The sequence below is a fragment of the Chryseobacterium sp. Marseille-Q3244 genome (assembly GCF_940807095.1).
Taxonomy (GTDB): domain Bacteria; phylum Bacteroidota; class Bacteroidia; order Flavobacteriales; family Weeksellaceae; genus Chryseobacterium.
In genome coordinates, this window is record NZ_CALNWX010000027.1 from 1 (window position 1) to 25967 (window position 25967).

A 25967-nucleotide genomic window follows, 5' to 3' on the forward strand; every position below is an offset into this window, starting at 1 on the left:
GATAAAATATAGAAACACCTTACGGAAGAATATGGTTATGATAAAGATCTATTGTAAATCTTCCTGCCGTAATATTTTTAAACATGGAGAATACCACAAAGTTAAAAATCACCAAAAATATAATGAAACTATGGATGGCAGCTTTCATCCCTTTAGAAACCACAAACATGGTATTTGGAATTAGAATATAGGAAAATGCCAGAAAAGTTCCCGTTAATCTGGATGAAAAGATAGGGTTATTTCTAAAGATAAAATAAAAGCAGATTCCTATTACGGTATAATTCCGGTGATATTCGTAATAAGGATATTTTTCTTTCATTTTTGTATCAAAAACAAAGAGGAAGGCTGTACAAATAGCCAACATTACCTCCGGAATTCCAAACCCTCCGTTCAGCCTCTCTACAGATTCATTAACATAACCGTTGAAACCGTCTATCAAAGTATTCTCGGACGCTATACTTCCCAGTAAATCTCCAAAATAACGGTATACCTCAAATGGAGAAAGGAATACTGATATCAGAATAAAAATAAGCATCCACATTTTATTCAGTGGAATTCTGGCTACCCAATACATCGGAAGCATCAGATAACAAACATTATGAATACCTGCTGCAAGGTAAATCCATAAAAGATACATCCACAAATTCCGCTCTTTAATATACCGGATGGCCCAATATGCCATGAAACAGCCTAAATTTTGTCTGATCTGACCACTCTCTCCAATAAAGAATCCCGGAATAAAGACAAAAAGCAAAAAGGTGAAAGGATAGTGCGTATTCTCTTCAACAAATTTTGTTTTAAAAAATGTTACCAATGCTGCGATTACAAACGTTAACATGTAAAAGGGAGCATCAAAAATATTGAGAAGAATCTTATTAATCAACACATAGAGCCACTCCTGTTCCACAACCTGAGGACCTTTTATTGAAAGTGCCGAAAGAAAAATACTCAAATAATCTTTCGTATCCGAATACACATAAATTCCTACATAACTTCCATAATCCGGCCCTACATCATCACGAAACCCTGCAATAATAACAAGATAAACCGCCAAAATATAAAGCGCCCCTTTGTTCGTTTTCTCGGAATACACTTCGTGAAAACTGAAAATCAACATATAGATGATTGCAATGATATAATATGGGTGCAATAAACTCATTAGACGGATATGGTATTTTTAAATTGATATGAAGTAAAAATAAATCCCGTAAGAATCAAAGGGATAAATAATCTGACTTCCCAGAAAAGCCCTACCATGGCAATCATGACCAGGTAAGGAATGGCAAAGAACAGATATTTTCTGATCAATATTTTTCCTTCATCATTACACAACAGGTAACTGAAATATAAACTTAATGTTCCAAACAGAAGACCGCTTATATTAAAAGGGCTGCTGAAATTATCCAGGAAATAAATTCCTTCCACAAAAGACACATCCTGATGAATCATCATCCTAAGTCCTGCGTAAGGAATAATAAAAGCAACCACCAAAAATATAAGCTCTTTGATGAAAGTAAAATCCTTCTTTTTCAATTTTTCAAAATCAATACACATTGCAGCAAAAAAAGAAATGTTCAGGCATGAAGTTTCTCTTGCCAACGTAGAAATAAATACCACCGCACATAAAAGAATAAAATCTATGGTTTTCCGCTTCTGGAAATATTTCAACGTAAGTAATGCTCCTGAAAGATAAAAGAAAATTGCAATAGAATCACAATTAGTGGGAACATACTGTACAATAACAATAAAAAAAACAGCCAGCAAGTGAATCATTCTCCTGATATTCAAATGTAAAAGAACTCCTGTAGGACTTAATTTGAATAGTGAATGTAAAACAATTGAAGACAGCACAAAAAAGAAACTGTTAATCAAAAAAATACTGTGATAAAACAAAGTTCCTTGTTTTAAAAGAAAGTTCTTCAGAAAAGGAAGGTAATTATTTACGATGAGGGTTACCACCTCTGTAGCATGTACACTCAGATAATTGGGGATTACTCTGTAAGCATATACAGAGGAGAACATAAAGCCCGGAGCCTTCTCCATGGTTTTTAATCTTACATACGAAGATTCAAAGCCATAATAAGACATCGCAAACAGCAAAAACGGGAGTACTGCTACAAATAGAAATCCGTTTATTTTTTCATCATTTTTTGTCAACATATCAAAAACAGATTCTTATTTTTTTAATAATAATTTTGGTTTAAAATACATTTTATCAAAGGGGAACTTTTGCAAAAGTAGAATATTTTTTCATTCTGCCTAGAATATTTTGTTGATTTTCAGCCAAAACTTATCCCTAAACTATTTTGATGTAATCCTTAAAAATTTAAATTTGCAGACTTGATTCAAATGCAATGCATCGCTTTTTTATATTTTTATATTATCTGATTTCCAGAAACAAAATTCTTTCTGTTTTTACAGCATTGGGAATTGCTCTCTTATGTCTATTCTTTGCTTCTAAGATTAATTTTGAAGAAGATATCAATCAGATCATTCCTAAAAATGAAAAATCCGATCTTACGGCAAAGGTGCTTAAACAGCTTAATTTTTCGGACAAGATCATTGTTATCATAGAAAACAAATCCGGTGAAGACAGCTTTCAGCTTTCTGAAACGGCCGATACTTTTTTACAAAAAACAGAGACTTTACAAAAGTATATTGCCTCAATCCAGGGAAAAGTGAATGATAATGAGATTTCTGAAACCTTTGATTTCGTGAATCAAAACCTGCCTTTATTTCTCAATCAAAATGATTATCAAGAGATTGAAAGGAAACTTCAAAAAGATAGCATTGCCAAACAGGTAGAGGATAATTACATCTCTTTGGTTTCTCCTACAAGCCTTGTGACCAAAGAATTTATCAAAAAAGACCCTCTGGGATTAACCTTTCTGGGAATTAAAAAATTAAATGCACTCAATATCAGCAAGGATTTCAAATTGGAAGACAGCTATATTGTAACCAAGGATGGCAAAAACCTTTTGCTTTTTATTGAACCTAAAAATAAAAGTAATGATACAAAATCCAATGAAGCTTTTATTGACCAGCTTAATACCATAAAAGATAACCTGAATAAACAGTTCAAAGGAAAAACAGAGATCAGTTATTTTGGTTCTCCGGTGATTGCAGTGGCCAATGCCAAACAGATCAAAAAAGACATTCAGAATACGGTTGTGATTTCTATGACGGTACTGCTGATTCTGTTGATCTATTATTTCAGGAACTTGTTTACTCCAATTATAGTCTTCCTGCCAACAGTATTCTCTGTTTTACTGGCCTTATTGGTCTTGTATTTTATTAAAGATAAAATTTCGGCCATTTCATTAAGTGTTGGGGCCATCCTTATTGGGATTACCATAGACTATGCCCTGCATATTCTTACCCATTACAAGCATAATAACAATATTGAGGAGCTTTATAAAGAAATCACACAGCCAATTATTTTGAGTAGTGCTACTACAGCTGTTTCCTTTTTATGCTTGGTATTTGTACGCTCCGAAGCCTTAAAGGATCTGGGACTTTTCGCTGCCATCACGGTAATTTTATCCTCTATTACCGCATTGATTATTGTTCCACAGCTTTATAAACCTAAACATACCAAAGAGAAACTTAGCACCAATTTTATTGATACAATAGGCTCATATCCATACGAGAAAAATAAACCTTTGATTATTGGATGTTCCATAATCATTGTAGCATGCTTATTTGGATTCAGACATGTTGGGTTTAATGAAGACATTGGAGATCTGAATTACATTCCGAAAGAAATGAAAATCAGTGAAGCCAAACTCCAAAAACTATCGGATATTACTTCAAAATCCATTTATACGATTTCTTATGGAAACTCAGAAGAACAGGCTTTGGCGAGAAACTCCCAATTAAATACATTCCTGGAACAAGAGAAAAAAGAGGGTAAAATCCTCAGCTATAATTCTATTGGAAGTATTGTCCTGTCGGAAGAAGATCAGCAAAAGAAAATTGAGGAGTGGAAAAGTTTCTGGAATGATAACAAAAAGAATCAAACCGTTTCTGAGCTTATCAGCAATGGGAATAAATTTGGATTCAACAGTTCTGCTTTTGATAATTTTAATGAGGTTTTAAATAAAAACTATTCTACGTTAGGCATCAAAGACTATGAAAAAGTAAAAGCACTTCAGATTTCAGAATTCATGAGCAATGAAAACGGTTTTTATACAGTTTCCAATGTAGTGAAGGTAGATGAGAAAAAAAGAGATGCTTTCATCAAAGATATTGAAAAGAAACATGATGCTATTGCCATTGACCGCCAGCAGATGAATGAAAACTTTTTAGGGTTATTAAAAAGAGACTTCAATACCCTGATTAATTATTCTCTTCTTGCTATCGTCTTAACCATCATTATCTTCTTCAGAAATTTTGAGCTGACTGTTTTGACCATGTTCCCTATTGTACTGACCGGAGTGGTTACTGCCGGAATTCTTTATTTCTTAGGACTGGAATTAAATATTTTCAGTACGGTAGTCTGTACATTGGTCTTCGGAGTGGGTGATGATTTTAGTATTTTCCTTACCCAGGCCATGCAAAAGGAGCACACAACCGGAAAGAATGAGCTTCCTACTTATAGAACTTCAATTATTTTAGCAGTATTTACCACCATTTTATCCATAGGATCTCTGATTTTTGCCAAACATCCGGCTTTGCATTCATTAGCATTGGTTGCCTTGATCGGAATGTTCTCCGTGATTATCATCACTTCTACCCTATACCCATTCTGGTTCAGATTATTAATCACCAACAGAGCAAAAAAAGGACTTTCACCAATAACATTCAGATTATTGATCGTCTCCCTCTTCAGTTTTTTATATTATGGGCTTGGAGGCATGATATTTTCAGCCATAGGAAGTTTCTTTGTGAAAAATTCAAAGGGTAAAACGCTGAACATTATCAAAATTATTTTGGCTAAGTTTTTAACTTCTGTCCTTTATTCGAATCCATTTGTAAAGAAGAAGGTCATTAAAAATCCGAATGAGAACTTCAGTAAACCGGCAGTCATTATTGCTAATCATACCTCTTTCCTGGATACATTAGCTATTGCAATGGCCACTCATAAAATCATTTATTTAGTCAATGATTGGGTATACAAATCTCCGGTCTTCGGAAAACTGGTAAGGGCACTGGGCTTTTATCCGGTTTCCCAGGGTATTGAAAACGGAATGGATAAATTAAAGGAAAAAATAGCACAGGGATATTCTCTTGTTGTTTTTCCAGAGGCAGAACGCTCTTATACCAATGATGTGAAAAGATTTCATAAAGGAGCCTTTTATCTTGCAGAACAGTTTGAGCTGGATATTCTTCCTTTGTATATTCATGGAAATTCTGAAGTACTTCCGAAAGGAGATTTTATTATCTATGATGGCAGCATTATTGTAAAAGTAGGAAATAGAATCAGTAAAGATGATGTAAGCTTTGGTAAAAACTATTCTGAAAGAACGAAAAAGATTAATGCGTATTATAGAGAAGAATTTGCTCAACTGAGAGAAGAGATTGAAGACGAAAATTATTTTAAAAAGCAGTTATTATTAAGCTATCTATATAAAGACAATGAAGTTGTAACAGAAGTAAAGAAAGACTTCAACACCAATAAATCAGCTTATTTTGAACTGAATAAACACATTCCTGCCGATGCCAACATCCTGCATATTGCTGATGATTTTGGACAAAAAGATGCTTTACTCACCCTATATCAGGCCAGTAGAAGAATTTTTTCAAGGATTATAAATGAAGATAAAAGAGCAACTGCTTCTCATAATTATCTGGTAAAAAGGAGAAAGATCAACTATATAAAGGATGTGTCTGAAGTAACGAAAAGCATTGATGTTCTCCTGATTTCGGATGATAATTTTGATCTCAATGAAATTCAAAATCTTCCTGAAACGATCATTTTTATCAATACCACAAAAACAGTAATAGAAAATAAAAATTATATATTAGAATTTAGTTCTGAATCATTAAAAGTATTTAAAACTAAATAATAAATATGAAAAACATATTTTTGTAAACGCTAAAAAGATTCCATGAAAAAAAATATACTTGTCATATATTATTCTCAAACCGGTCAGCTGGAGGATATTATGAGAAATATTGCCAAGCCTTTTGAAGCTCAAAAGGAAGAATATGATATTAACTATTATAATATTAAGTTGAGGGAAGACTTCCCTTTTCCTTGGCCAGGTGATGTTTTTTTCAACACTTTTCCGGAATCTTATTTACAGATCCCCAAAGAAATTGTTCCCCCTTCAGAAGAAATACTGAACAAAAAGTATGACCTCATCCTGTTCGGATATCAGGTTTGGTATCTTACCCCCTCTATTCCGATCATTTCATTTTTGAAGAGCGGCTATGCAGAGCGCATCCTTAAAGACACGCCTGTAGTTACCGTTTCCGGAACAAGAAATATGTGGATGCTCTCACAGGAAAAGCTGAAAGTATATTTAAGAGATTTAAAAGCCCAACTTGTCGGAAACATTGCATTAGTAGACAGACATGACAATTATACCAGTGTACTGACTATTCTCCGCTGGCTGACTACAGGGCAAAAGGAAAAATCCGGACTGCTTCCGGCAGCAGGAGTTTCGGATGAAGAAATTTCAGGTTCGGTAAAATATGGAGAGATTATCAAAAAGCATTTTAAAAACAATGATCTGAACAATTTACAACCGGATCTTGTAAAAAATGGAGCCGTCGAAATCCGCCCGTTTTTAGTACGTGTAGAAAAGGTAGGGAACAAGATTTTCACAGTATGGTCTAATCTGATTATCAAGAAAAAAGAGAAACGTCCATTGCTGATAAAATTCTTTAAGGTATATTTGATGGCAGCGATATGGATTATCTCACCAATCGTTTTGGTATTACACCTGCTTACAACCCCTATATTTTGGTTTAAAAGACAAAAACAAAAAAGATATTTACAAGGAATTAATTTAAAATAGAATGTACGACGTATTTATAACAAAAGCTTCAAAATATTTACCCAATGAACCGGTATCAAATGAGGAAATGGAGACATATCTTGGGCTTATCAATGACGCACCTTCTAAAGCCAGATCACTTATTTTAAGAAATAATAAAATCACGACAAGATATTACGCTTTAGATAAAGAAGGAAACCCTACGCATTCCAATGCGCAGCTTACTGCCAAGGCAATTGAAGGACTTTTTGATGAGAATTTCAAGAAGGAAGATATGAAGTTACTATCCGTAGGCACTACTTCTCCTGACCAGATTCAGCCCTCACATGCTTCTATGGTTCATGGTGAACTGAACATCGGGAAATCTATTGAAATCAATACTGCCACCGGACTTTGCAACTCAGGAATGAATGCCCTTAACTACGGATTCCTCTCAGTACGAGCCGGTGTACAGGAAAGTGCTGTATGTGCGGGTTCTGAAAGAATGTCTGCATGGATGACGGCAGATAAATTCAACCATGAAGCTGAAAATTTAAAATTATTGGAAGAAAGACCTATTATCGCTTTCAAAAGAGAATTCCTTAGATGGATGCTCTCTGATGGAGCTGGTGCTTTCTTACTAGAAAATAAACCGAGAGAAAACGGGATCTCTTTAAGAGTGGAATTCATCGATTTCTATTCTTATGCCCACGAAATCGAGGCATGTATGTATGCAGGATGTGAAAAACAGGAAGACGGAAGCTTAAAATCATGGGCAGATTATCCATCTGATTCATGGTTGAAAGATTCTATTTTTGCCATTAAGCAGGATACGAAAATCCTTGATAAATATATTCTTGTAAAAGGGGCGGAAAGTTTAAGAGCTTCCTTTGACAAACACAATCTTGATCCTGAAAAAATAGACCACGTATTGGCTCACATCTCTTCAGGATATTTTAAAGATGGATTGAAAGAAGAATTTGCTAAAAAAGGAATGGACTTCCCTGCTGAAAAGTGGTTCTACAACCTTTCTGACATCGGAAATATCGGTGCCGGATCTATCTTTGTAGCATTAGAGGAACTCATGAACTCCGGAACATTGAAAAAAGGAGAAAAAATACTTCTTTGCGTTCCTGAGAGCGGAAGATTTGCCTATTCTTGTTCTTTATTAACAGTCTGCTAATGGAAAACAGACTCCCCACATCCGATCAGGGTTTTGTAGAAAGCCTTATTCCACAGCGTGCACCATTTGTTATGGTACATGAGCTATCAGAATATTCTGAAAGCCACCTTATTTCCGGATTTGAAGTAAAGGAAGACAATCTATTCATTCAGGATGGATTTTTTCAGGCTTCTGGATTGATTGAACATCAGGCACAAAGTGTAGCTCTTCATACAGGGTACAAGTATCATTTGCTTGGAAAAGATGCTCCTACCGGATACATTGGAGCCATCAAATCTTTTGAAGCCGCAATATTACCTAAAATTGGAGATCAACTGAAATCTGAAGTAACCATCCTCAATGAAGTAATGGGAGTAACCCTTGTAGACATCATTACTAAATTAAATGGTGAAGTGATTGCAAAATCTCAAATGAAAACCGCTGTAAAATAATTTTAATGGAGATCAGGGAAGAAAATATCATCAATATACACCACTTTTTACCGCATCGCGAGCCAATGCTGATGGCAGACTATATCCTGGAACTGACCAAGGAAAAAGTAGTGACTTCCTTTGAAATAAAAGAAAACAATATCTTTGTTCATAACAATGAATTTGTAGAAGCCGGCTTAATTGAAAATCTGGCCCAAACCTGCTCATCTATCCTTGGACAAAGCTTCTTCGAAAATCCGGAAGCAGATACCAAAGTGATAGGCTTTATCACCAATATCAAAAAGATTGAGATATTCGGACTTCCCAAAGTAAATGACAAAATCATTTCAAAAGCATCGTTGATTTCCCAGTTTGAAAATATCTGCCACATCTTCTGCGAGACCTTTAACAACGAAGAATTGTTGATCAGAGCAGAGATTAACCTGTTTATTCAGGAGGTAAAATCGTAAAAAGAAAGAAAAAGACTATAAAAGCTGTACATTTTGTGCAGCTTTTTTGTTTTACAAGGATTGATATATTCTTTATTACTTTTAATACTATGATCGCAAAGGAAGCACTGATTATTTTTGATTGAGGGTTGTTACCTATAAAACAATTAGGTTTTGGCTAAAGCCAAATGAATTTTATCTTTTTATTTAGGCGGGCTAAAGCCCACCTCTATTGAATTAAAACCCAATAAATTTATCCAAGGCTTCTCTTGCTGAGTGAAACGCCTTTGCGATCAAAAATCCCCATAATGAATGATTCTTTGCGAACTCTTGCGCTAAAAAATACAATCCTTTAAAAGACCCATAAATCATTGTGACTATTTGTGGAGTTATGGGTGACATTTGTGTTTAAAAAACGTCATATTTCACGTGAAACATTCTACAAATCCGTGGAACATTCACTATCAGACAAATACCTTATTCAAACAAAAAAGTGGAACATTTCTGCTCCACTTTACCTATTATTAAAACTAAAATATTAGTATCCGAAGATCTCTTCAAGTGATACCTCCTGGAATTGTCCCATTTTATTGATAGATTCCATATTCAGGTTTTCTTTCTTACCGATAATTGCGGTATTATATTGTACAGGTTTCACTTCTGTATTGTAGAATCCTGTCAACTGAGGCAATGTCAATCCCTGAATCTCAGCATACGTATCTTTTCTCAGGTCATAATCAACGCCTAATTTTTTCAAAGCTAACTGACTGAAGAAAATATTGGTTCTGTTGATCCTGTTGGAAGCAATCTGCTTCAGTGCAGAACCTCTTGCATTTTCAAACTGCGTTGGAATCTGTGGCAACTCAGCCATAAGCTCACTCATTGCATTTACAGCTAAAGGAAGTTTGTTAGACTGCGTTCCAATATAATTGGTAATATAGTTAGCATGTCCTTTTTCTGAAGCATTTGCATAAGAAACATACGCAGAATAAGCTAAAGACTTACTTTCTCTGATTTCCTGGAAAACGATAGAAGATAATCCTCTTCCGAAATACTCATTGAAAACATTGGCTTTACCGAAGTTGCTTAGATTTACAGGACTTCCTTTCGCTACTTTAGCCATTTCCATCTGTACCATGTCATAATTGGTGAAATATACATTCCCTGTTGTGGCAGGTTCTGCATATTCCTTAGCTTTTGCCGGTTGCAGACTTACATTGGTAATATAAGGTTTTACAGCACTCTCCATACCTGCCTGGTCTTGCCCGTAAAGCAATACCTGATAAGGATATTGGTTCAGTGTTTTTACCTTTTTCATTAATTCTGCAGCATCAATACTTTCAAGGCGGGCTTTAGAAATAACATCCGTCATTCTTGAGTCTTTCCCATATTTTGCATAGTTGGAAAGAGCACCCATAATTCTTACTTTATCCTTTTTAGCTACTTCTCTGGCTTCAAGAATTGTTTTTACAGTTTGGCTGTAAATAGCTTTATCCGCTTTTACGTTGGTCATCCAGTGATTCATTAGCTCCACTCCTTTCTTCATATTACTTTCAAGTCCTGATAAAGTAACAGTAGTTTGATCATTAGAGGTTCTGAAACTGTAAGAGATTCCTAACTTATAGAACTCTTCCTTCAATTGCTCCGGAGTATATTTATCTGTTCCAAGGTATTCGAAAAGAGTTCCCGCTAACGAAAGCTCCTTATCATGATCTGTTCCGAAAGGGAAAACATAGCTTACCTGGGCAATCTCATTGTATTTATTCTTTACAAAGCTTACCGTTTTATCTTTTACTTTTGAAGTCTGAATTGCTGTTTTATAATCGATAAATTCTGGTTTGATCTCAGTAACCTTAGTATTTAAAATATCTTTAAGGAAAGGTGATTGAGCCTCTCTGTTCAGCTTAATAGGAGTAATTCCTGGATTTTCTACACGAACAAGCTTATCATTCACTCCTTTTTCTTTGTAAACTACTACATAGTTATCCTTAAAGAAATCATTTGCAAACTTCACCACATCAGCTTTAGTGATCTTTTCATACTGGTTGATCTCATCTAACTCCTGTTCCCACGTTCTTCCTTTAATATAAGAATCATAAAGCTCAGTAGCCAATCCATCAGCGGTTTCCCAACCTTTCATACGCTGAACCTTTTTGTCATTGACAATAGCTTTCAGCATCCAGTCTGGGAATTGACCTTTTTTAACCAAATCAAGCTGATCCAGTAATAATTTCTTAGCCTCATCAAAACTTTGACCATCCTTAGGAGTCACGACTAATCCGAATGTTCCATACATTTTGAATGGAGATTCGTACGCCCCGGCACCTAACGTTTTCTGCTTTTGATTAATATTAAGATCAATTAAACCGGCATCACCTCTGTTGCTTAAAATCTCCGCAACAACATCTGCCAGTCTAGCCTCCTGGCTTCCATAAGAATCTGTTCTCCATGCCATAGTCATTCTTGGCGTAGATGGGCTTTTTACAGTTCTGGAAACAATCTGAGTCATTGGCTCCTCTGTGACCATCTTTTTCATTGGAAGCTCCTTGTATTTGAAAGTCCCGAAATATTGGTCAACTAATTTTATAGTTTTGTCAAAATCAAGATCTCCAACCAGTACAACCGCCATGTTGTTAGGTACATAATAAGTATCAAAATACTTGTGGATGGCTACCATTGAAGGACTTTTCAAATGCTCAGAAGTACCGATAGTCGTTTGCTGTCCGTTCGGATGCTTTGGAAAAAGAGCTTCCATTAATGCATAGTTTACCAAACGGCCGTCGTTATCCTGAGCTCTGTTGTACTCTTCGTACACTGCTTCCAATTCAGTATGGAAAAGGCGAAGGACTAATTCCGAAAAACGTTCTTTTTCAACCCTTAACCATTTTTCAAGTTCATTCGATGGAATATTGTTTTTGTAAACGGTTTCATCCAGCCAGGTATGAGCATTTGTTCCCGTAGCTCCCAGTGAAGAAATAGCTTTATCGTATTCATTCGCAATCGCAAATTTTGAAGCCTCCTGGGAAACCTCATCAATCTTTTTGTAAAGCTCTTTTTTCTTTGCCGGATCTTTTTCAGCTTTATGCTGCTCATAAAGATCAGAGATCTGTTGTAATAAAGCTTTTTCCTTTGCCCAATCCTGAGTTCCCAAGTGGGAAGTTCCTTTGAAAACCATATGCTCTAAGTAGTGGGCCAATCCCGTATTATCACTCGGATCATTATTGGATCCCGTTCTTACCGGAATATAAGTCTGGATTCTCGGAGCATCTTCATTTTTTGCCAGATAAACCTTTAATCCGTTTTTTAGGGTATATATTCTTACCCCTGCCTGGTCGTTCTTTACTGTTTCATAAGTATAGCCCTGGGCATCTGTTAGTTTTTGAGTATCGAATTTCTGAGCCATAGCACTAAGCATACAGAAAAGCGAAACAGAAATAAAAAATTTCTTCATAGTGGTTATTTAATTTTATATTCAAATTTCTAATCCATTAGTCTTATGATATGAGGTACTTGTTACAGTTTACCTAATTATAAACATCCTTCATAAGTATTAACAGTATTTCTTAAGATTTCATTACATCCTATTAGTTAAACATCCTTACCGTAAAAACAGAAAAAAACAAATATTTTTCTCAATATGTGAGATTACAAAACGATTTCACCCTTCATTAAAACGAAGAAAAACGGCAATCAGTTCTATCATTAAATTTTGAATAAAAACTTCATACAACCTTTATTTCAAAGTAATCTTATAATCAAATCAGGTATAATTTTCATATTATGTATTTTCACTATTTTAGCCACCTGATTAAAATAATCAAAAACAGATGAATCCTATTTCATCCGGAACCTAAAAAAATTAAACATTATTCAGATGAAAAAACAAAACCTGCCTCAAGACGAAAGTAATCTGAAATCCGCCAACATGACAGAAGTATTGTATGTAACGGATGAAAATGATAATTACACCACCGCAAACAGTACGGGCTGGGATGCAAAAAAGGCTGCTTTGGATGAATCTATGGAATTGATCTATGAAAGAATTGAAGAAGCAAAGCAAAACGTTGCCAATAATACAGTAAGCCCTATCGTTTATTTTATGGAATTTAATAAAATGGACTTAGGAGTACTGGCCTCTTATGTAGGAATGTGGCAATGGAGGGTAAAAAGACATTTTAAGCCCAACGTATTTAAAACACTAAGTAAAACTGCGCTGAAAAAATATGCCGATGCATTTGGAATTTCAGTCAATGAACTAAAAAACTTCGACGGGAAATAAATAAAGTGATTCGTTCCATTTTATTTACCTATGAAAAAGATATAAACTGCAAATGAAATTAAACTTTGAACACCATCAGACTGCGCATTGCGAAAACGGTGTTGCTTCTAATCTACTGCTTAACAGAGGACTAAAATTAAGTGAACCTATGATTTTCGGGATCGGTTCAGGATTATTTTTTGTCTACCTTCCCTTTTTAAAGGTGAATTTTGCTCCGGGCTTCAGCTATCGTCCGATGCCGGGTGCTATTTTCAGTAAAGCAGCGAAAAGATTAGGAATTAAAATCAAAAGAGAGAAATTCTCCAATCCTCTGGATGCCCAAAAAGCATTGGAAAGAAACTTAGAACAAAATATACCTACAGGACTTCAGGTAGGTGTTTTCAACCTCACCTATTTCCCTGAAGAATATAAATTCCATTTTAATGCCCATAATCTTGTTGTATATGGTAAAGAAGATGGAAAATTCCTTATCAGTGATCCGGTGATGGATTACACCACAACCCTTACGGAAGCAGAACTGGAAAAAGTAAGATATGCTAAGGGAGCGCTTCCTCCAAAAGGACACATGTACTATCCTATTTATATCCCAGAAGATGTTCATCTGGAAGAAGCTATAAAAAAAGGAATCAAAGACACCTGCAAAAATATGCTGGCTCCGGTACCATTGATTGGGGTAAAAGCCATGAGATGGGTGGCAAAAAGTATCCCGAAATGGGCAGAAAAGAAAGGAACAAAAGTAACCAACCATTATCTGGGTCAATTGATCAGAATGCAGGAAGAAATCGGAACAGGAGGTGGCGGATTCAGGTTTATTTATGGAGCATTTCTTCAGGAGGCAGCTGTTATCCTTAAAAATGACGAACTAAAAGAGCTTTCAAAAGAAATCACTTCTATTGGTGATCTTTGGAGAGATTTTGCGGTAGATATCGCCAGAGTGTATAAAAATAGAAACTCTAAAAGCAATATTTACAACGAATTATCGAAGACAATGCTTCATATTGCAGATTTAGAAGAAGCTTTCTATAAAAAACTGAGAAAAGCGATCTGATATGGCAGAGAATATGATTGAGATTAAAAATCTATATAAAAAATACAAAAATTCCGACGAATTTTCTGTGAATGATATCTCTTTGAATATCGACAAAAATGAGATCTATGGAATTCTTGGACCCAACGGAGCAGGGAAAACCACTTTGATTTCCATGCTTTCGGGATTAATTAAGCCTACTTCAGGACAATTCACAATCAATGGGCTGTCTCCACAAAAAGACAGTTTTAAGATCAGACAGATCACAGGAATTGTTCCCCAGGAATATGCTCTTTATCCCACCCTGACAGCCAAAGAAAACTTAATGTTTTTCGGAAGTTTATATGGTTTAAAACATAAGCAACTTACCAAGGCCATTGACGATTCCCTGGAAATTATGGGACTTTCAAAATTTGCCAATAAACAGGTAGGACAGTTCTCTGGAGGAATGAAACGCCGTTGCAACCTCATTGCCGGAACTCTTCACAATCCGAAAGTTTTATTTTTAGATGAACCTACCGTGGGAGTAGATGTACAGTCTAAAAAAGTAATCATTGATTTCCTTTTAGAACTGAATAAAAACGGAACATGCATCATCTATACTTCCCACCATCTTTCTGAAGCAGAAGAATTCTGTACCAAGATTGCTATTATTGACAGAGGGAGAATTCATGCCGTGGGAACTCCTGAAGAACTAGTTTCACAAATTGCCCATGCAGAAAACCTTGAAGATGTTTTCATTTCATTAACCGGAAAAGAATTAAGAGATGTTGTTGTATAAACTGTGGAGAAGTTTTATTAAAGAAATTCTTCTCCTGAAAAGAGATATCGGAGGAATTGTCATTATTTTTGTCATGCCATTGCTTTTGATTGTAACCATTACCCTGATTCAGGATTCTACCTTTAAAAACCTTGAAGGTTCTAAGATTCCAATCATTTTCATTGACAATGATAAATCCGAGGTTTCCAAAAATATAAAAGGCGAACTGGAAAACAGTAAAACATTCCAGCTGCTAACGAATTTCAATGAAAAATCAGCACAGGATGCGGTATTTTCTGGAGACTACCAGATGGCTATCGTTATCCCTGAAGATCTTACGAAAGATTTAAATTCCAATATCGATTCAAAAGTTCAGGCGATTGTAAGTTCATTTGGATTGGAAGGTGATTCTGCAAAAACGAAAATAGAAACTCCGAAAACCAAAGAGATTCATTTGTATTTTGACCCGGCGACCAATGCAGGGTTCAAAAACTCAGTGATGAACTCAGTGAACAAAATGGTTTTTGAGATCGAGAATAAAAAAATCTATAAAGCTTTCCAGGATCAGTTGGGAACAACGGAAAACCTTGAGGAAAATAAAAACCTCATCAGTTTCAAAGAAATCACTCCTAAAAAAGGAGAAATGGACGTTATACCGAATTCTGTTCAGCACAACGTCCCTGCCTGGACGCTTTTTGCTATCTTTTTCATCGTAGTCCCTTTATCCATCAATCTTGTAAAAGAAAAAAGCCAGGGAACAAGCGTAAGAGCGAGAATAAGCCCTACTCCTTACTTCGTTCATATCTTAGGAAAGACATTTACCTATCTTATTATCTGTCTTATTCAGTTCTTACTGATGGTGGCTGTAGGGATCTATCTTTTCCCCTATATGGATCTTCCGGCGTTTGATGTATCCGGAAAAATGTTCCAGCTTGTCACGGTAACCTTATTTGCAGGACTTGCAGCTATTGGATTTGGAGTATTGCTGGGAACCATTGCAGACACTCAGGAACAATCAGCGCCTTTTGGAGCTACATCTGTGGTAGTATTAGCCGCAATTGGAGGAATCTGGGTTCCGGTATTTTTAATGCCTGAATTTATGCAAACTGTAGCCAAGTTCTCTCCTATGAACTGGGGATTGAACGCATATTATGATATTATTTTAAGAAACAGTGGAATCGGCGGGATTGCCAAAGAGCTTGTATTCTTTTTTTTATTTTATTTTTTCACCGTAGCCATTTCTATTTTTTACGAAAGGAAGCTTCATAATATTTAATCTATTTATTACTAATATTGTCAGGAAGTTTCTGACATCCATAAAAACAACACTCAGGAAGAAAAGCATGCAGTCTAACGAAAATATATTAACCTGTACTGAAGAAGTAAGAGTACGATTCAACGAGACAGACCCGCTGGGAATTGTCTGGCATGGTCATTACATCGTTTATTTTGAAGATGGAAGAGAAGCCTTCGGACGCCAGCATGGCCTTACCTACCTTGATATTCAGAATGCGGGATATGTAACGCCTATTGTAAAAAGCACCTGCGAACATTTTCTGCCTTTAAAATATGGAGAAACCTTCAGAATTGTAACCACTTTTGTTAATTCTGTTTCTGCCAAGCTTATTTATAAATATGAGCTTTTCAATCAGGAAGACAAATTGGTATGCAGTGGAGAAACCATTCAGGTATTTTTAGACAGCAACGGAAGTTTATGTCTGTACAACCCGGAATTTTTTCAAGCCTGGAAAGATAAAATGGGACTATCATGAAGAAGGAAACTTATATCACAGACTACAATTGCGTCACTCCTCTTGGTTTTAATGTAGATTCTAACTGGAGGGCACTTTTAGCCGGAGAATCTGGAGTTGCTTTACATAAAATTATAGAAAGTCAGGATGCTTTTTATGCCTCCGGGATCAATTCTGAAAAACTGAATGAAGAATTTGGTAGAATTTTCGATCAAAATAGCCATCAGGAATTTACAAGGCTGGAAAAAATGCTCCTGCTAAGCATGAAACCACTTGTTGAAAAGCATAATATAACTGAAGACACCGCTCTTATTCTTTCTACAACAAAAGGAAATATAAGCTTATTAAAAAATCAAACTGAATTACCTGAAGGCGTTTATCTATCACAATTAGCACAAAAGATTGCGGACTTTTTCGGTTTTAAAACCCAACCTATTGTTGTTTCCAATGCTTGTGTTTCTGGCGTAATGGCTATTGCCGTAGCTAAGAATATGATTCAGGCAGGGAAATATAAAGATGCTTTTGTAATTGCAGGGGATGAAATCACAGAATTTGTAATTTCCGGCTTCAATTCATTTCAGGCTATTGGTTCAGAACCTTGCAAACCTTATGATAAAAACCGTAACGGAATCAATATTGGGGAAGCGGCAGCAGCAGTTTATATCACTACCGAATCTTCCGAGAATGAAAAATTCAGTTTTAAAGTATTGGGGGATTCAGCCATCAATGATGCCAACCACATTTCCGGACCTTCCAGAACGGGAGATGGTCTATACGGAAGTATCCGAAATGCAATGATAGAAGCGAATGTCTCTGCAGAACAAATTGATTTTATATCTGCTCATGGAACAGCAACATTATACAATGACGAAATGGAAAGTATCGCCTTCGGAAGAATGAATCTTCAAAACGTTCCTTTAAACAGTATGAAGGGCTATTATGGGCACTGCCTGGGTGCTTCCGGTCTTCTGGAAAGCATTATTTCTATGGAAAGTGCTCTTCAAAATATCTTGATCCCCTCTAAAAATTTTGAAGAAATGGGAGTCTCTCAACCGTTGAATATTATCAGAGAAAATCAGACTGCAACGATTAAATATATTTTGAAAACAGCTTCTGGCTTTGGTGGGTGTAATGCGGCGATTGTTTTGGAAAAATGCTAAAATGAATATGATGAAGAAAATAAGCAGCTGCACTATAGAACATTCAAAAATAACCGTTGATGGAAACCTTATTTTTGAAACTGAAAATAATACATTCCCGGAATTTGCTAAAGAAGCCTATAAAACTTTAGAACTCAGCTATCCGAAATTTCACAAAATGGATCATTTGAGTAAATTGGCCTTTCTAGCTGCCGAAATGATTTTAAAAGAGGAAGATCACAGCAGAACAGCGCTGATTTTTGCTAACAAATCATCGAGTCTGGATACTGATTTCAAGTATCAGGAAAGTATCAATTCTCAGGAAAACTACTTTCCCAGTCCGGCAGTCTTTGTTTATACCCTGCCTAACATTTGTGTAGGGGAAATCAGTATTAAACACAAAATGCAGACTGAAAATGCCTTTTTTGTTTTGGATGAATTTGATGAAAAATTTTTAACCGATTATAGCGAACAAATCCTTCAATCCGGAAAAGCGGATAAAGTATTATGTGGCTGGGTTGAATTATTTCAGGAAAATTACAAAGCTTTTGTATATTTGCTAACCTTGTAAAAATGTAACAATATAACAATGTAGAAATGTAACAATTTTAGATATTGGTAAACTGTTACAATGATACATTGGTAAATTAATTAAATTATGGAAAACTTAAAAACTGAATTGAAGCACAAAATTATCGAAGTTCTTAACCTTGAAGACGTTTCTGTAGAGGAAATCAAAGATACAGATCCTTTGTTTGGAGGTGGATTAGGATTAGATTCTATTGATGCTTTGGAATTAATCGTTCTTCTTGACAAAGATTACGGAATAAAATTAGCCGATCCTAAAAAAGGAAAGGAAATTTTCCAATCTATCGATACCATGGCTAAATTCATCGAAGACAACAGGACAAAATAAATTGATATAATAGTTTAACGGTGTATCAATGTAGTAATAATTGATAAACTGTTACATTGATACATTGTTACATTATTTAATAGAATGAGTCAAAAAATTGCCATAACAGGAATGGGCATCATTTCCTCCATCGGAAACAATGTGGAGGAAAATTTTATTTCATTACAATCCGGAAAACATGGTATTTCAGATATTCAAATGTTTGAAACCCGTCATGCCGGAGCTATTAAAACTGGTGAAATAAAATTATCTAATGAGGAACTTGTACAGAAACTTCAGCTTAGTGAAGATAACAACATAACAAGAACTTCTTTATTAGGAATGGTTGCTGCGCAAGAAGCTGTAGAAAGTGCCGGAATCTCAGACATCAACAGTTACAGAACCGGACTGATCTCCTCCACCAGTGTCGGAGGAATGGATATTACCGAAAAATACTTCTATTCTTACGAAGACTTTCCTGAAAAGCAAAAATACATTGACGCTCATGATGCCGGAAATTCTTCATTGGCTATTGCCGATCATTTAGGAATAAAAGGCATGGTTTCTACCATCAGTACAGCTTGTTCATCTGCAGCCAATGCCATTATGATGGGAGCCAAACTTATTAAAAACGGAGTCTTGGATCGTGTTATCGTTGGGGGAACAGATTCCCTTTCAAAGTTTACATTAAACGGTTTTAATACCCTAATGATCCTTACAGATTCTTACAATACTCCTTTCGATAATGATAGAAAAGGGTTAAACCTTGGTGAAGCAGCCGCTTTCTTAGTGCTTGAATCCGAAGAAGTTGTTAAAAAGGAAAACAAACAGGTACTTGCTTATCTTTCCGGATATGGAAACGCTAATGATGCTCATCACCAGACCGCATCTTCAGAAAACGGACAAGGCGCATTCTTAGCAATGCAACAAGCTTTAAAAATTTCAGGCTTGAAAAAAGAAGACATCGATTATATCAACGTTCATGGAACAGCAACTCCTAATAATGATTTATCTGAAGGAATTGCCATGATCAGAATATTTGGAGAAGATAATGTCCCTGAATTCAGCTCTACAAAAGCATTTACAGGACATACATTAGCTGCCGCTGCCGGAATTGAAGCTGTATTTTCAATTTTAGCAATGCAGCACAGTGTAATCTTCCCGAACCTGAATTTCAAAACGAAAATGGAAGAATTTAATCTGACACCTGTTACTGAACTGAAGGAGAAAAATATCCATCATGTTCTTTCCAATTCATTTGGATTTGGTGGAAACTGTTCAACCTTAATTTTCTCGAAATCATGAGTGCAGTATACATTAACAGTGCATCCTGTATCTCAGTTCAGGACACTTTAAATGAAAATATTCTTCAGAATCTTAAGCCGGAAAATTCGGTAAAGCTGGTTAAAGCCATAGAACCTAATTACAAAGAGTTCATTCCTCCAGCTATGATCAGGAGAATGTCCAAAACTGTAAAAATGAGCTCTGTAGCATCACATTACGCTTTAAAAGAAGCCGGAATTGAACAACCGGATGCTATTATTGTAGGAACCGGTATGGGATGTTCACAGGATTCTGAAAAGTTTCTGAAAAACGTAATTGATAATCATGAGGAGTTTTTAACCCCTACATTTTTTATCCAATCCACTCATAATACCGTGGCTGGTCAGATTGCGCTGGGATTACAGTGCCATGCCTACAACTTTACCTACGTTAACACCTCTTCATCACTGGAGTTTTCATTTTTGGATGCACAACTTCAGATCAATGACGGTGAAGCTGAAAATGTTCTGGTTGGATCTACTGATGAGCAAACTGACAGAACAATGGAACTTTACTGTCTGAATAATACAATTAAAAAAGAATCAGATTTTCCTGTGGATTATCTGCATTCTACTACCCATGGTGTTATCTGGGGAGAAGGAGCAAGCTTTTTTGTTATTGGAAAAGATAAAACAGAAAATTCCTATGCAAAACTGACTGATATTAAAATCAGTAATAGAGTGGAACTGCAAGAGACAACAGTTTTTATACAGGATTTTTTAACAAAGAATCATCTTTCAGCACAAGATATTGATGCTGTAATTTTAGGGTTCAGTGGTGATGCAGACTCTGATCTTTATTACAAAAAAGCTATGGACTTGTTTCCAGATTCTGCCTTATTGTATTACAAACACCTGAGTGGGGAATTCAATACGGCGAGTGGTTTTTCCACGTTTATGGCTTGTCATATCCTTAAAGAACAGCAAATTCCGGAAATAATGATGATTAACTCAGAGAGAAAAGAAGAAGTGAAAAATGTACTTCTTTACAATCATCTCGCAGGCAGCGATCATAGTTTGGTATTGCTGGAAAGAGCATAATTAAGATACTACCCTACAACATAATTGTTGTTCTGTCATTCTGACGAAGGAAGAATCTATACTTTTGTATTTCGGATTCCTTTCGTAGATATAGGTAACATCCTGAATGACAGTACGAATGTAGTTAGGAATCGTCAATCACGAACTCAAAAATAGTACATCATGAAACATTATTCATTCATCCTATTTTATCTCTTCTGTAACGTTTTTATCTATGCGTTTCAGGGAAGTTTTTGGGTGTATATTGCATGTTTCCTAGCCTTTTCTGCCGTAGTGGTTTGGGGATCCTTTGCTATTGAACTGGGATATTTTGTCAACAGTATTACTCATAAAAGAACAAAAATTAAGGAAGTTGCCCTCACTTTTGATGATGGTCCTACTGAATTCACTCCTAAGTTTTTAGACTTACTTAAAGAACATGAAATAAAGGCAACTTTTTTCTGTATTGGAAAACAGATTGAAAAATATCCTGAAACATTTCAGAGAATTATTAATGAAGGACATGCCATTGGAAATCATACTTTATCCCATTCCAATTCAACCGGCTTTTTATCGACTTCAAAAATGATTGCAGAGATTGAAAACTGTGATGAAGTTATGAGAAATATTGGGAACCTGCGAACAGATTTATACAGGCCTCCTTTCGGAGTTACCAATCCGAGCATTGCCAAAGCGATACAGCGAACTCATAAAATCAGCATCGGCTGGAACGTCCGTTCTCTGGACACCATTACTGATGATGAAAAGAAAATCTATAAAAGAATAACTAAAGGTCTTAGAAAAGGAAGCATTATTCTTCTTCACGACACCTCAGAAAAAACGTATCGTGTGCTGACAGATTTATTAGTATTTTTGGCGGATAAAAAGTATTCAACCTTTACCGTTGATTCCATTACAAATTCAAGAAAAAATGATTAAAAATATTGCTTTTGGAGCATTTTTATTAATTTCCGGTTTCTTTTTTGCCCAAAACACGGCAATGTCAGGAGCAGAGGCTAAAGCATTCGTATCGAAAGTTTCAGCAGACACCAAGGAAATTAAAACTTTGCAGAGTGATTTTACCCAGACTAAAAAAATGGATTTTCTGGATAAAAGCATTGTTACTTACGGAAAAATGTCTCTACAGACGCCCAATATGCTAAGCTGGAAATACACCAAGCCTTATCAGTACAGCATTGTTTTTAAAAGCAATAAGATCTACATCAATGATCAGGGGAAAAAATCATCTGTAGATGCTAAGAGTAAAACTTTTGAAAAGATCAACAAACTGATTGTTGGAAGTTCAAACGGAACCATGTTCAATGATCCGGAATTTACAGTAACGTATTTCAAAAACGGGAATTACAATGTGGCGAAGTTTGTTCCGAAGACTTCTCAGCTGCTCAAATATATTAAGCAGATTGAACTTTATTTCCCTAAAAACCAGTCTACGGTTTCCCAAGTGAATATGACCGAAGCGTCCGGGGATACTACCAATATTGTTTTTAAAAATACCAAGATCAATGCTTCGATTCCTGCGTCAGAATTTACTTTATAGCCTTATTCTGATATCGGCTATTTCTTGTAAGACCTATAAGCTTACTGATATAAAACCGGTACCATCAACGGAAAAAACTGTTGAAAATCTTTACTTTTCGTCAGCTGAAGATTATGTCTACAAATGTCAGATGGATATTTATAAAAATCATGTAAGTGGTATTCTAATTGTCAAAAAATTGAATGAAACAACACATCGTGTTGCATTAACTTCGGATTTTGGGAATAAACTGATTGATTTTGAAATCTCAGATAACGATTTTAAACTCAATTATGTACTTCCTGATCTGGATAAGAAAATTGTCATTAATTTCTTGAAAAATGATTTCCAACAGCTGTTAAAGAGACAATATCCGGTGAATGAAAGTTTTGAAAATGAAAATGCTAAAATCTTTCTCTCTAAGATTAATAATAAAAGCTATTATCTGTTCTTCAACAAAGAAAATAATTTGCTGAAACAGATCATTTACACGAAAAATAATAGGGAGAAAATCGATTTTACTTTTGATGCAAAAAAGCATATCTTCGCAGACAGCTTAAACTTACAACATAAGGATTTTAAGATCAATATAAAACTATTTCAAATAACCGAAACTGAATAAATTACACATGAAGAAAATATATTTCCTGTTTTTTGCATTACTATCAACTTTGTCTTTTGCACAAGTAACTTTCAATCCGGGAATCAGATTAGGAGCTAATATTTCGCACGTTTCTAACGGACCTGCATATGATTATTTTTATTACAATGACAACCAAGGATATCATTATGGAAGTAATGTTTATGATATCAAATCAAAGGTTGATTTTTATGTAGGCTTCCAGGCAAACATCCGGTTTGCTAAATTCTATGCTCTCCAGCCGGAAATTTATTATACACGCCAGGGAGCAAAATTTGAGAGCCAAAGCCCAACCGTAGCTTCTAAAACAGTCACTTTATCATATGTAGGAGCAGCTGTAGTGAATAAATTTTATTTTGATAAATTTAATATTCATTTTGGCCCAACTTTGGAATTGTTGACTGATCATAAGGATATTGACTCTCCTACAGAAGCTGATCTTGGATTATTATTCGGTACGGGTTATGATATTACTAAAAATATTGGTGTAGAAGCCCGAATTAAAAAAGGTTTTGTACACATTAATAATGACCATACCAATGTAACATTCCAGCTTGGTGTTTATTACACATTTAATCTTAAAAAATAAGATCATGCAAACCATTCTTACAGATTTTTATACACTTACATCATACGAAAAGGCAGACAACGGAAGTTTTATCGCTCATATCCATTTAAATAAGGATCATGATATTTTTAAGGGACATTTTCCAGGAAACCCTGTAACTCCGGGAGTTTGTATGATGCAGATCATTAAAGAACTGACCGAAGAATTTACAGGTTCAAAATTATTTTTAAAAACAGCCTCCAATGTAAAGTTTATGGCGATCATTAATCCTTTTGAAACTCCTGATCTGAAACTTCAGCTGGATATTACGGAAGATGATGAAGATGTTAAAGTAAAAAATGTAACCTCTTTTGGCGAGACTATTGCATTGAAATTGTCTGTAAACTATAAAAAATTAATGTCATGAAACTTATTTTATCCTTCGTAGCGGCATTTTTATTTTTCTTTCAGTCTGATCTTGAAGCACTGAGAAACAGCTATGCCAAGGCAAATGATTCCAGCACGAATACATCCAGTTTTATTGAAATTGCAGAAAAACAATCTGGTTCTGATCCGGTAACTTTAGGCTATAAAGCGGCAGCCAAAATTATGGAAGCCAAAGTCTCTAAAGGAAATAGAAAAGCTCTTGTAAAGACAGGAGCTACCAACCTTGAAGGAGTCATCAAAAGCAATCCCAATAATGCAGAACTTCGTCTGATCAGATTAAGCGTTCAGGAAAACATTCCTAAAATTGTAGGATACAGAGGAAGCTTAAAAGATGACAAAGCATTTCTTTTGAATAATTACAGTAAGCAGAATACCGCTTTAAAAAACTATATCAAAAGGTTTGCAATGCAGTCTAAAACCATGACCGAGGCGGAAAGAGCCAATTTAAAATAAAAACATGTCCCTTGCTGAAGTACAGAATGCAATTTCTGAAAGGAAAATCTGCGTTTTAATACCTACCTACAATAATGAAAAGACCTTAAAAAGGGTCATTGACGGTGTTCTGGATTACACCGAAAGTATTATTGTCGTGAATGACGGTTCTACCGATTCTACCCCTCAGATTCTGAGCCAATATCCTCAGGTCACAATAATCTCCTTACCTGAGAACAAAGGAAAGGGAAACGGGCTTAAAACAGGCTTCAGAAAGGCAAAAGAATTAGGTTATAACCATGCCATCACTATAGATTCTGATGGGCAGCATTATCCGGATGATATTCCTGTATTTGTAGAGGCTCTTCTTCAGGAAGATGAAGAGGTTATTTTGATTGGAAACAGAAATATGTCTCAGGATGGCATTCCAAAGAAAAGCAGTTTCGGAAATAGGTTTTCTAACTTCTGGTTTTGGTTTGAAACCGGAATTAAACTGGAAGACACGCAATCCGGGTATAGACTCTATCCTTTGCATAAAATTCCAAAAAAATATTTTACCCCTAAGTTTGAATTTGAAATTGAGATCATTGTAAGAACTGCCTGGAGACATGTTCCGGTAAAAAATGTTCCGATAAAAGTCTTATATGATCCTGCAGAACGTGTTTCTCACTTCAGACCGTTTAAAGATTTTACCAGAATCAGTATTCTGAATACTATTTTGGTAACCATCACCCTATTCTACATTATTCCGAGGAACTTCGTGAATAATTTCAAAAAAAAAAGCTTTAAAAGGTTCATAAAAGAAGATGTACTGGAAAGCGACGGAACTAACCGTACCAAAGCTTTTTCCATTGCACTTGGAGTTTTTATCGGACTTTCTCCTTTCTGGGGATTTCAGACTTTACTTGTGATCAGCTTATCTGTCCTTTTTAAACTGAATAAAGTGCTGGCATTTGTAGCTTCAAATGTGAGCCTTCCGCCCTTTATTCCTTTTATTATTGCCGCCTCTTTATTTCTGGGTGCTCCTTTTGTTGATGGAGACAGTAATTTCCTTAGCCAGGATCTTAATTTTGATTTGATTAAAAATAATTTGCTTCAATATGTGATTGGAAGCTTTATCCTGAGCACCACACTATCTGCTATCGCCGGAATAAGTACTTTTCTTTTCCTGAATAAATTGAATCCTGAGAATAATTAGCTTAAAAG

Annotated in this window: 25 protein-coding genes; 22 read left to right on the forward strand and 3 right to left on the reverse strand. The window is 35.5% G+C overall.

Translation table 11 applies throughout. The features are described 5' to 3' along the window. Nucleotides 1–19: 19 nt before the first annotated feature. Together NBX25_RS24145 and NBX25_RS24150 are read right to left on the reverse strand one after the other, a co-directional pair. A complete protein-coding gene (locus NBX25_RS24145) occupies nt 20–1159 on the reverse strand; it encodes an EpsG family protein (RefSeq protein ID WP_123909806.1) in 1140 nt (379 codons plus the stop codon). Beyond that, nucleotides 1159–2160, reverse strand: coding sequence for a hypothetical protein (locus NBX25_RS24150; RefSeq protein WP_250255771.1), 1002 nt, complete (start codon nt 2158–2160; stop codon nt 1159–1161). Before NBX25_RS24150 ends, NBX25_RS24145 begins: the two co-directional genes overlap by 1 nt. Nucleotides 2161–2354: 194 nt before the next feature. On the opposite strand from NBX25_RS24150, the gene NBX25_RS24155 reads away from it, so the two are divergent. From NBX25_RS24155 to NBX25_RS24175, 5 genes are read left to right on the forward strand one after another with little or no spacing between them, the layout of a single operon-like run. Next, nucleotides 2355–6008: an MMPL family transporter gene (locus NBX25_RS24155; RefSeq protein WP_250255772.1), complete on the forward strand. Its 3654-nt coding sequence runs from the start codon at nt 2355–2357 to the stop codon at nt 6006–6008. Between the two features lie 42 nt (nt 6009–6050). Next, complete coding sequence (locus NBX25_RS24160; protein ID WP_250255773.1) at nt 6051–6965, forward strand: dialkylrecorsinol condensing enzyme DarA; 915 nt, start codon at nt 6051–6053, stop codon at nt 6963–6965. Nucleotide 6966: 1 nt separating this feature from the next. Further along, nucleotides 6967–8106, forward strand: a complete 1140-nt coding sequence (gene darB / locus NBX25_RS24165; RefSeq protein ID WP_123909802.1) for a dialkylresorcinol biosynthesis protein DarB — start codon at nt 6967–6969, stop codon at nt 8104–8106. Further along, nucleotides 8106–8537, forward strand: a complete 432-nt coding sequence (locus NBX25_RS24170; RefSeq protein WP_123909801.1) for a hotdog family protein — start codon at nt 8106–8108, stop codon at nt 8535–8537. Before darB ends, NBX25_RS24170 begins: the two co-directional genes overlap by 1 nt. A gap of 5 nt (nt 8538–8542) precedes the next feature. Then, nucleotides 8543–8986: a hotdog family protein gene (locus tag NBX25_RS24175; RefSeq protein WP_123858108.1), complete on the forward strand. Its 444-nt coding sequence runs from the start codon at nt 8543–8545 to the stop codon at nt 8984–8986. A gap of 517 nt (nt 8987–9503) precedes the next feature. Here the strand turns inward: NBX25_RS24175 and NBX25_RS24180 are convergent. Then, nucleotides 9504–12416, reverse strand: a complete 2913-nt coding sequence (locus NBX25_RS24180) for an insulinase family protein (RefSeq protein WP_250255774.1) — start codon at nt 12414–12416, stop codon at nt 9504–9506. A gap of 423 nt (nt 12417–12839) precedes the next feature. On the opposite strand from NBX25_RS24180, the gene DarG reads away from it, so the two are divergent. From DarG to NBX25_RS24265, 17 genes are all read left to right on the forward strand, one after another. Next, on the forward strand, nt 12840–13244 hold the full coding sequence (gene DarG, locus NBX25_RS24185) for a flexirubin biosynthesis protein DarG (RefSeq protein ID WP_250255775.1): 405 nt from the start codon (nt 12840–12842) through the stop codon (nt 13242–13244). Nucleotides 13245–13296: 52 nt separating this feature from the next. Further along, entirely contained in the window at nt 13297–14292 is a 996-nt protein-coding gene (gene darH / locus NBX25_RS24190; RefSeq protein WP_123858111.1) for a BtrH-related acyltransferase DarH, read from the forward strand. A 1-nt stretch (nt 14293) separates the two neighbouring features. Next, complete coding sequence (locus NBX25_RS24195) at nt 14294–15052, forward strand: ABC transporter ATP-binding protein (protein ID WP_123909797.1); 759 nt, start codon at nt 14294–14296, stop codon at nt 15050–15052. Continuing rightward, the gene (locus tag NBX25_RS24200) at nt 15039–16307 is read left to right on the forward strand and encodes an ABC transporter permease (protein WP_250255776.1); all 1269 of its coding nucleotides are present in this window, start codon (nt 15039–15041) and stop codon (nt 16305–16307) included. The genes NBX25_RS24195 and NBX25_RS24200 overlap by 14 nt, the downstream gene beginning before the upstream one ends. A gap of 67 nt (nt 16308–16374) precedes the next feature. Beyond that, nucleotides 16375–16803: an acyl-CoA thioesterase gene (locus tag NBX25_RS24205; RefSeq protein WP_123858114.1), complete on the forward strand. Its 429-nt coding sequence runs from the start codon at nt 16375–16377 to the stop codon at nt 16801–16803. Further along, nucleotides 16800–17942, forward strand: coding sequence for a beta-ketoacyl synthase N-terminal-like domain-containing protein (locus NBX25_RS24210; protein ID WP_250255777.1), 1143 nt, complete (start codon nt 16800–16802; stop codon nt 17940–17942). The genes NBX25_RS24205 and NBX25_RS24210 overlap by 4 nt, the downstream gene beginning before the upstream one ends. A gap of 7 nt (nt 17943–17949) precedes the next feature. Continuing rightward, nucleotides 17950–18492, forward strand: coding sequence for a 3-oxoacyl-ACP synthase (locus tag NBX25_RS24215; protein WP_410493974.1), 543 nt, complete (start codon nt 17950–17952; stop codon nt 18490–18492). Between the two features lie 87 nt (nt 18493–18579). Next, complete coding sequence (locus tag NBX25_RS24220; RefSeq protein WP_034692439.1) at nt 18580–18837, forward strand: phosphopantetheine-binding protein; 258 nt, start codon at nt 18580–18582, stop codon at nt 18835–18837. 84 nt (nt 18838–18921) lie between these two features. Then, complete coding sequence (locus NBX25_RS24225) at nt 18922–20121, forward strand: beta-ketoacyl-[acyl-carrier-protein] synthase family protein (protein ID WP_250255778.1); 1200 nt, start codon at nt 18922–18924, stop codon at nt 20119–20121. Beyond that, on the forward strand, nt 20118–21179 hold the full coding sequence (locus tag NBX25_RS24230; protein WP_250255779.1) for a beta-ketoacyl synthase N-terminal-like domain-containing protein: 1062 nt from the start codon (nt 20118–20120) through the stop codon (nt 21177–21179). Before NBX25_RS24225 ends, NBX25_RS24230 begins: the two co-directional genes overlap by 4 nt. A 162-nt stretch (nt 21180–21341) precedes the next feature. After that, the gene (locus NBX25_RS24235) at nt 21342–22097 is read left to right on the forward strand and encodes a polysaccharide deacetylase family protein (RefSeq protein WP_250255780.1); all 756 of its coding nucleotides are present in this window, start codon (nt 21342–21344) and stop codon (nt 22095–22097) included. Beyond that, nucleotides 22090–22716 (forward strand): flexirubin biosynthesis/transport protein LolA2, encoded by a 627-nt coding sequence (gene lolA2, locus NBX25_RS24240; protein ID WP_123858119.1) that lies wholly within the window; start codon nt 22090–22092, stop codon nt 22714–22716. The genes NBX25_RS24235 and lolA2 overlap by 8 nt, the downstream gene beginning before the upstream one ends. Beyond that, the gene (gene lolB2, locus NBX25_RS24245; RefSeq protein ID WP_250255781.1) at nt 22682–23317 is read left to right on the forward strand and encodes a flexirubin biosynthesis protein LolB2; all 636 of its coding nucleotides are present in this window, start codon (nt 22682–22684) and stop codon (nt 23315–23317) included. Before lolA2 ends, lolB2 begins: the two co-directional genes overlap by 35 nt. A gap of 7 nt (nt 23318–23324) precedes the next feature. Further along, a complete protein-coding gene (locus NBX25_RS24250) occupies nt 23325–23924 on the forward strand; it encodes an outer membrane beta-barrel protein (RefSeq protein ID WP_250255782.1) in 600 nt (199 codons plus the stop codon). Between the two features lie 4 nt (nt 23925–23928). Continuing rightward, the gene (locus tag NBX25_RS24255; protein WP_250255783.1) at nt 23929–24309 is read left to right on the forward strand and encodes an ApeI family dehydratase; all 381 of its coding nucleotides are present in this window, start codon (nt 23929–23931) and stop codon (nt 24307–24309) included. Next, nucleotides 24306–24782 (forward strand): hypothetical protein, encoded by a 477-nt coding sequence (locus NBX25_RS24260; RefSeq protein WP_250255784.1) that lies wholly within the window; start codon nt 24306–24308, stop codon nt 24780–24782. The genes NBX25_RS24255 and NBX25_RS24260 overlap by 4 nt, the downstream gene beginning before the upstream one ends. Nucleotides 24783–24786: 4 nt before the next feature. Further along, nucleotides 24787–25959, forward strand: coding sequence for a DUF2062 domain-containing protein (locus NBX25_RS24265; RefSeq protein WP_250255785.1), 1173 nt, complete (start codon nt 24787–24789; stop codon nt 25957–25959). Nucleotides 25960–25967 lie beyond the last annotated feature (8 nt).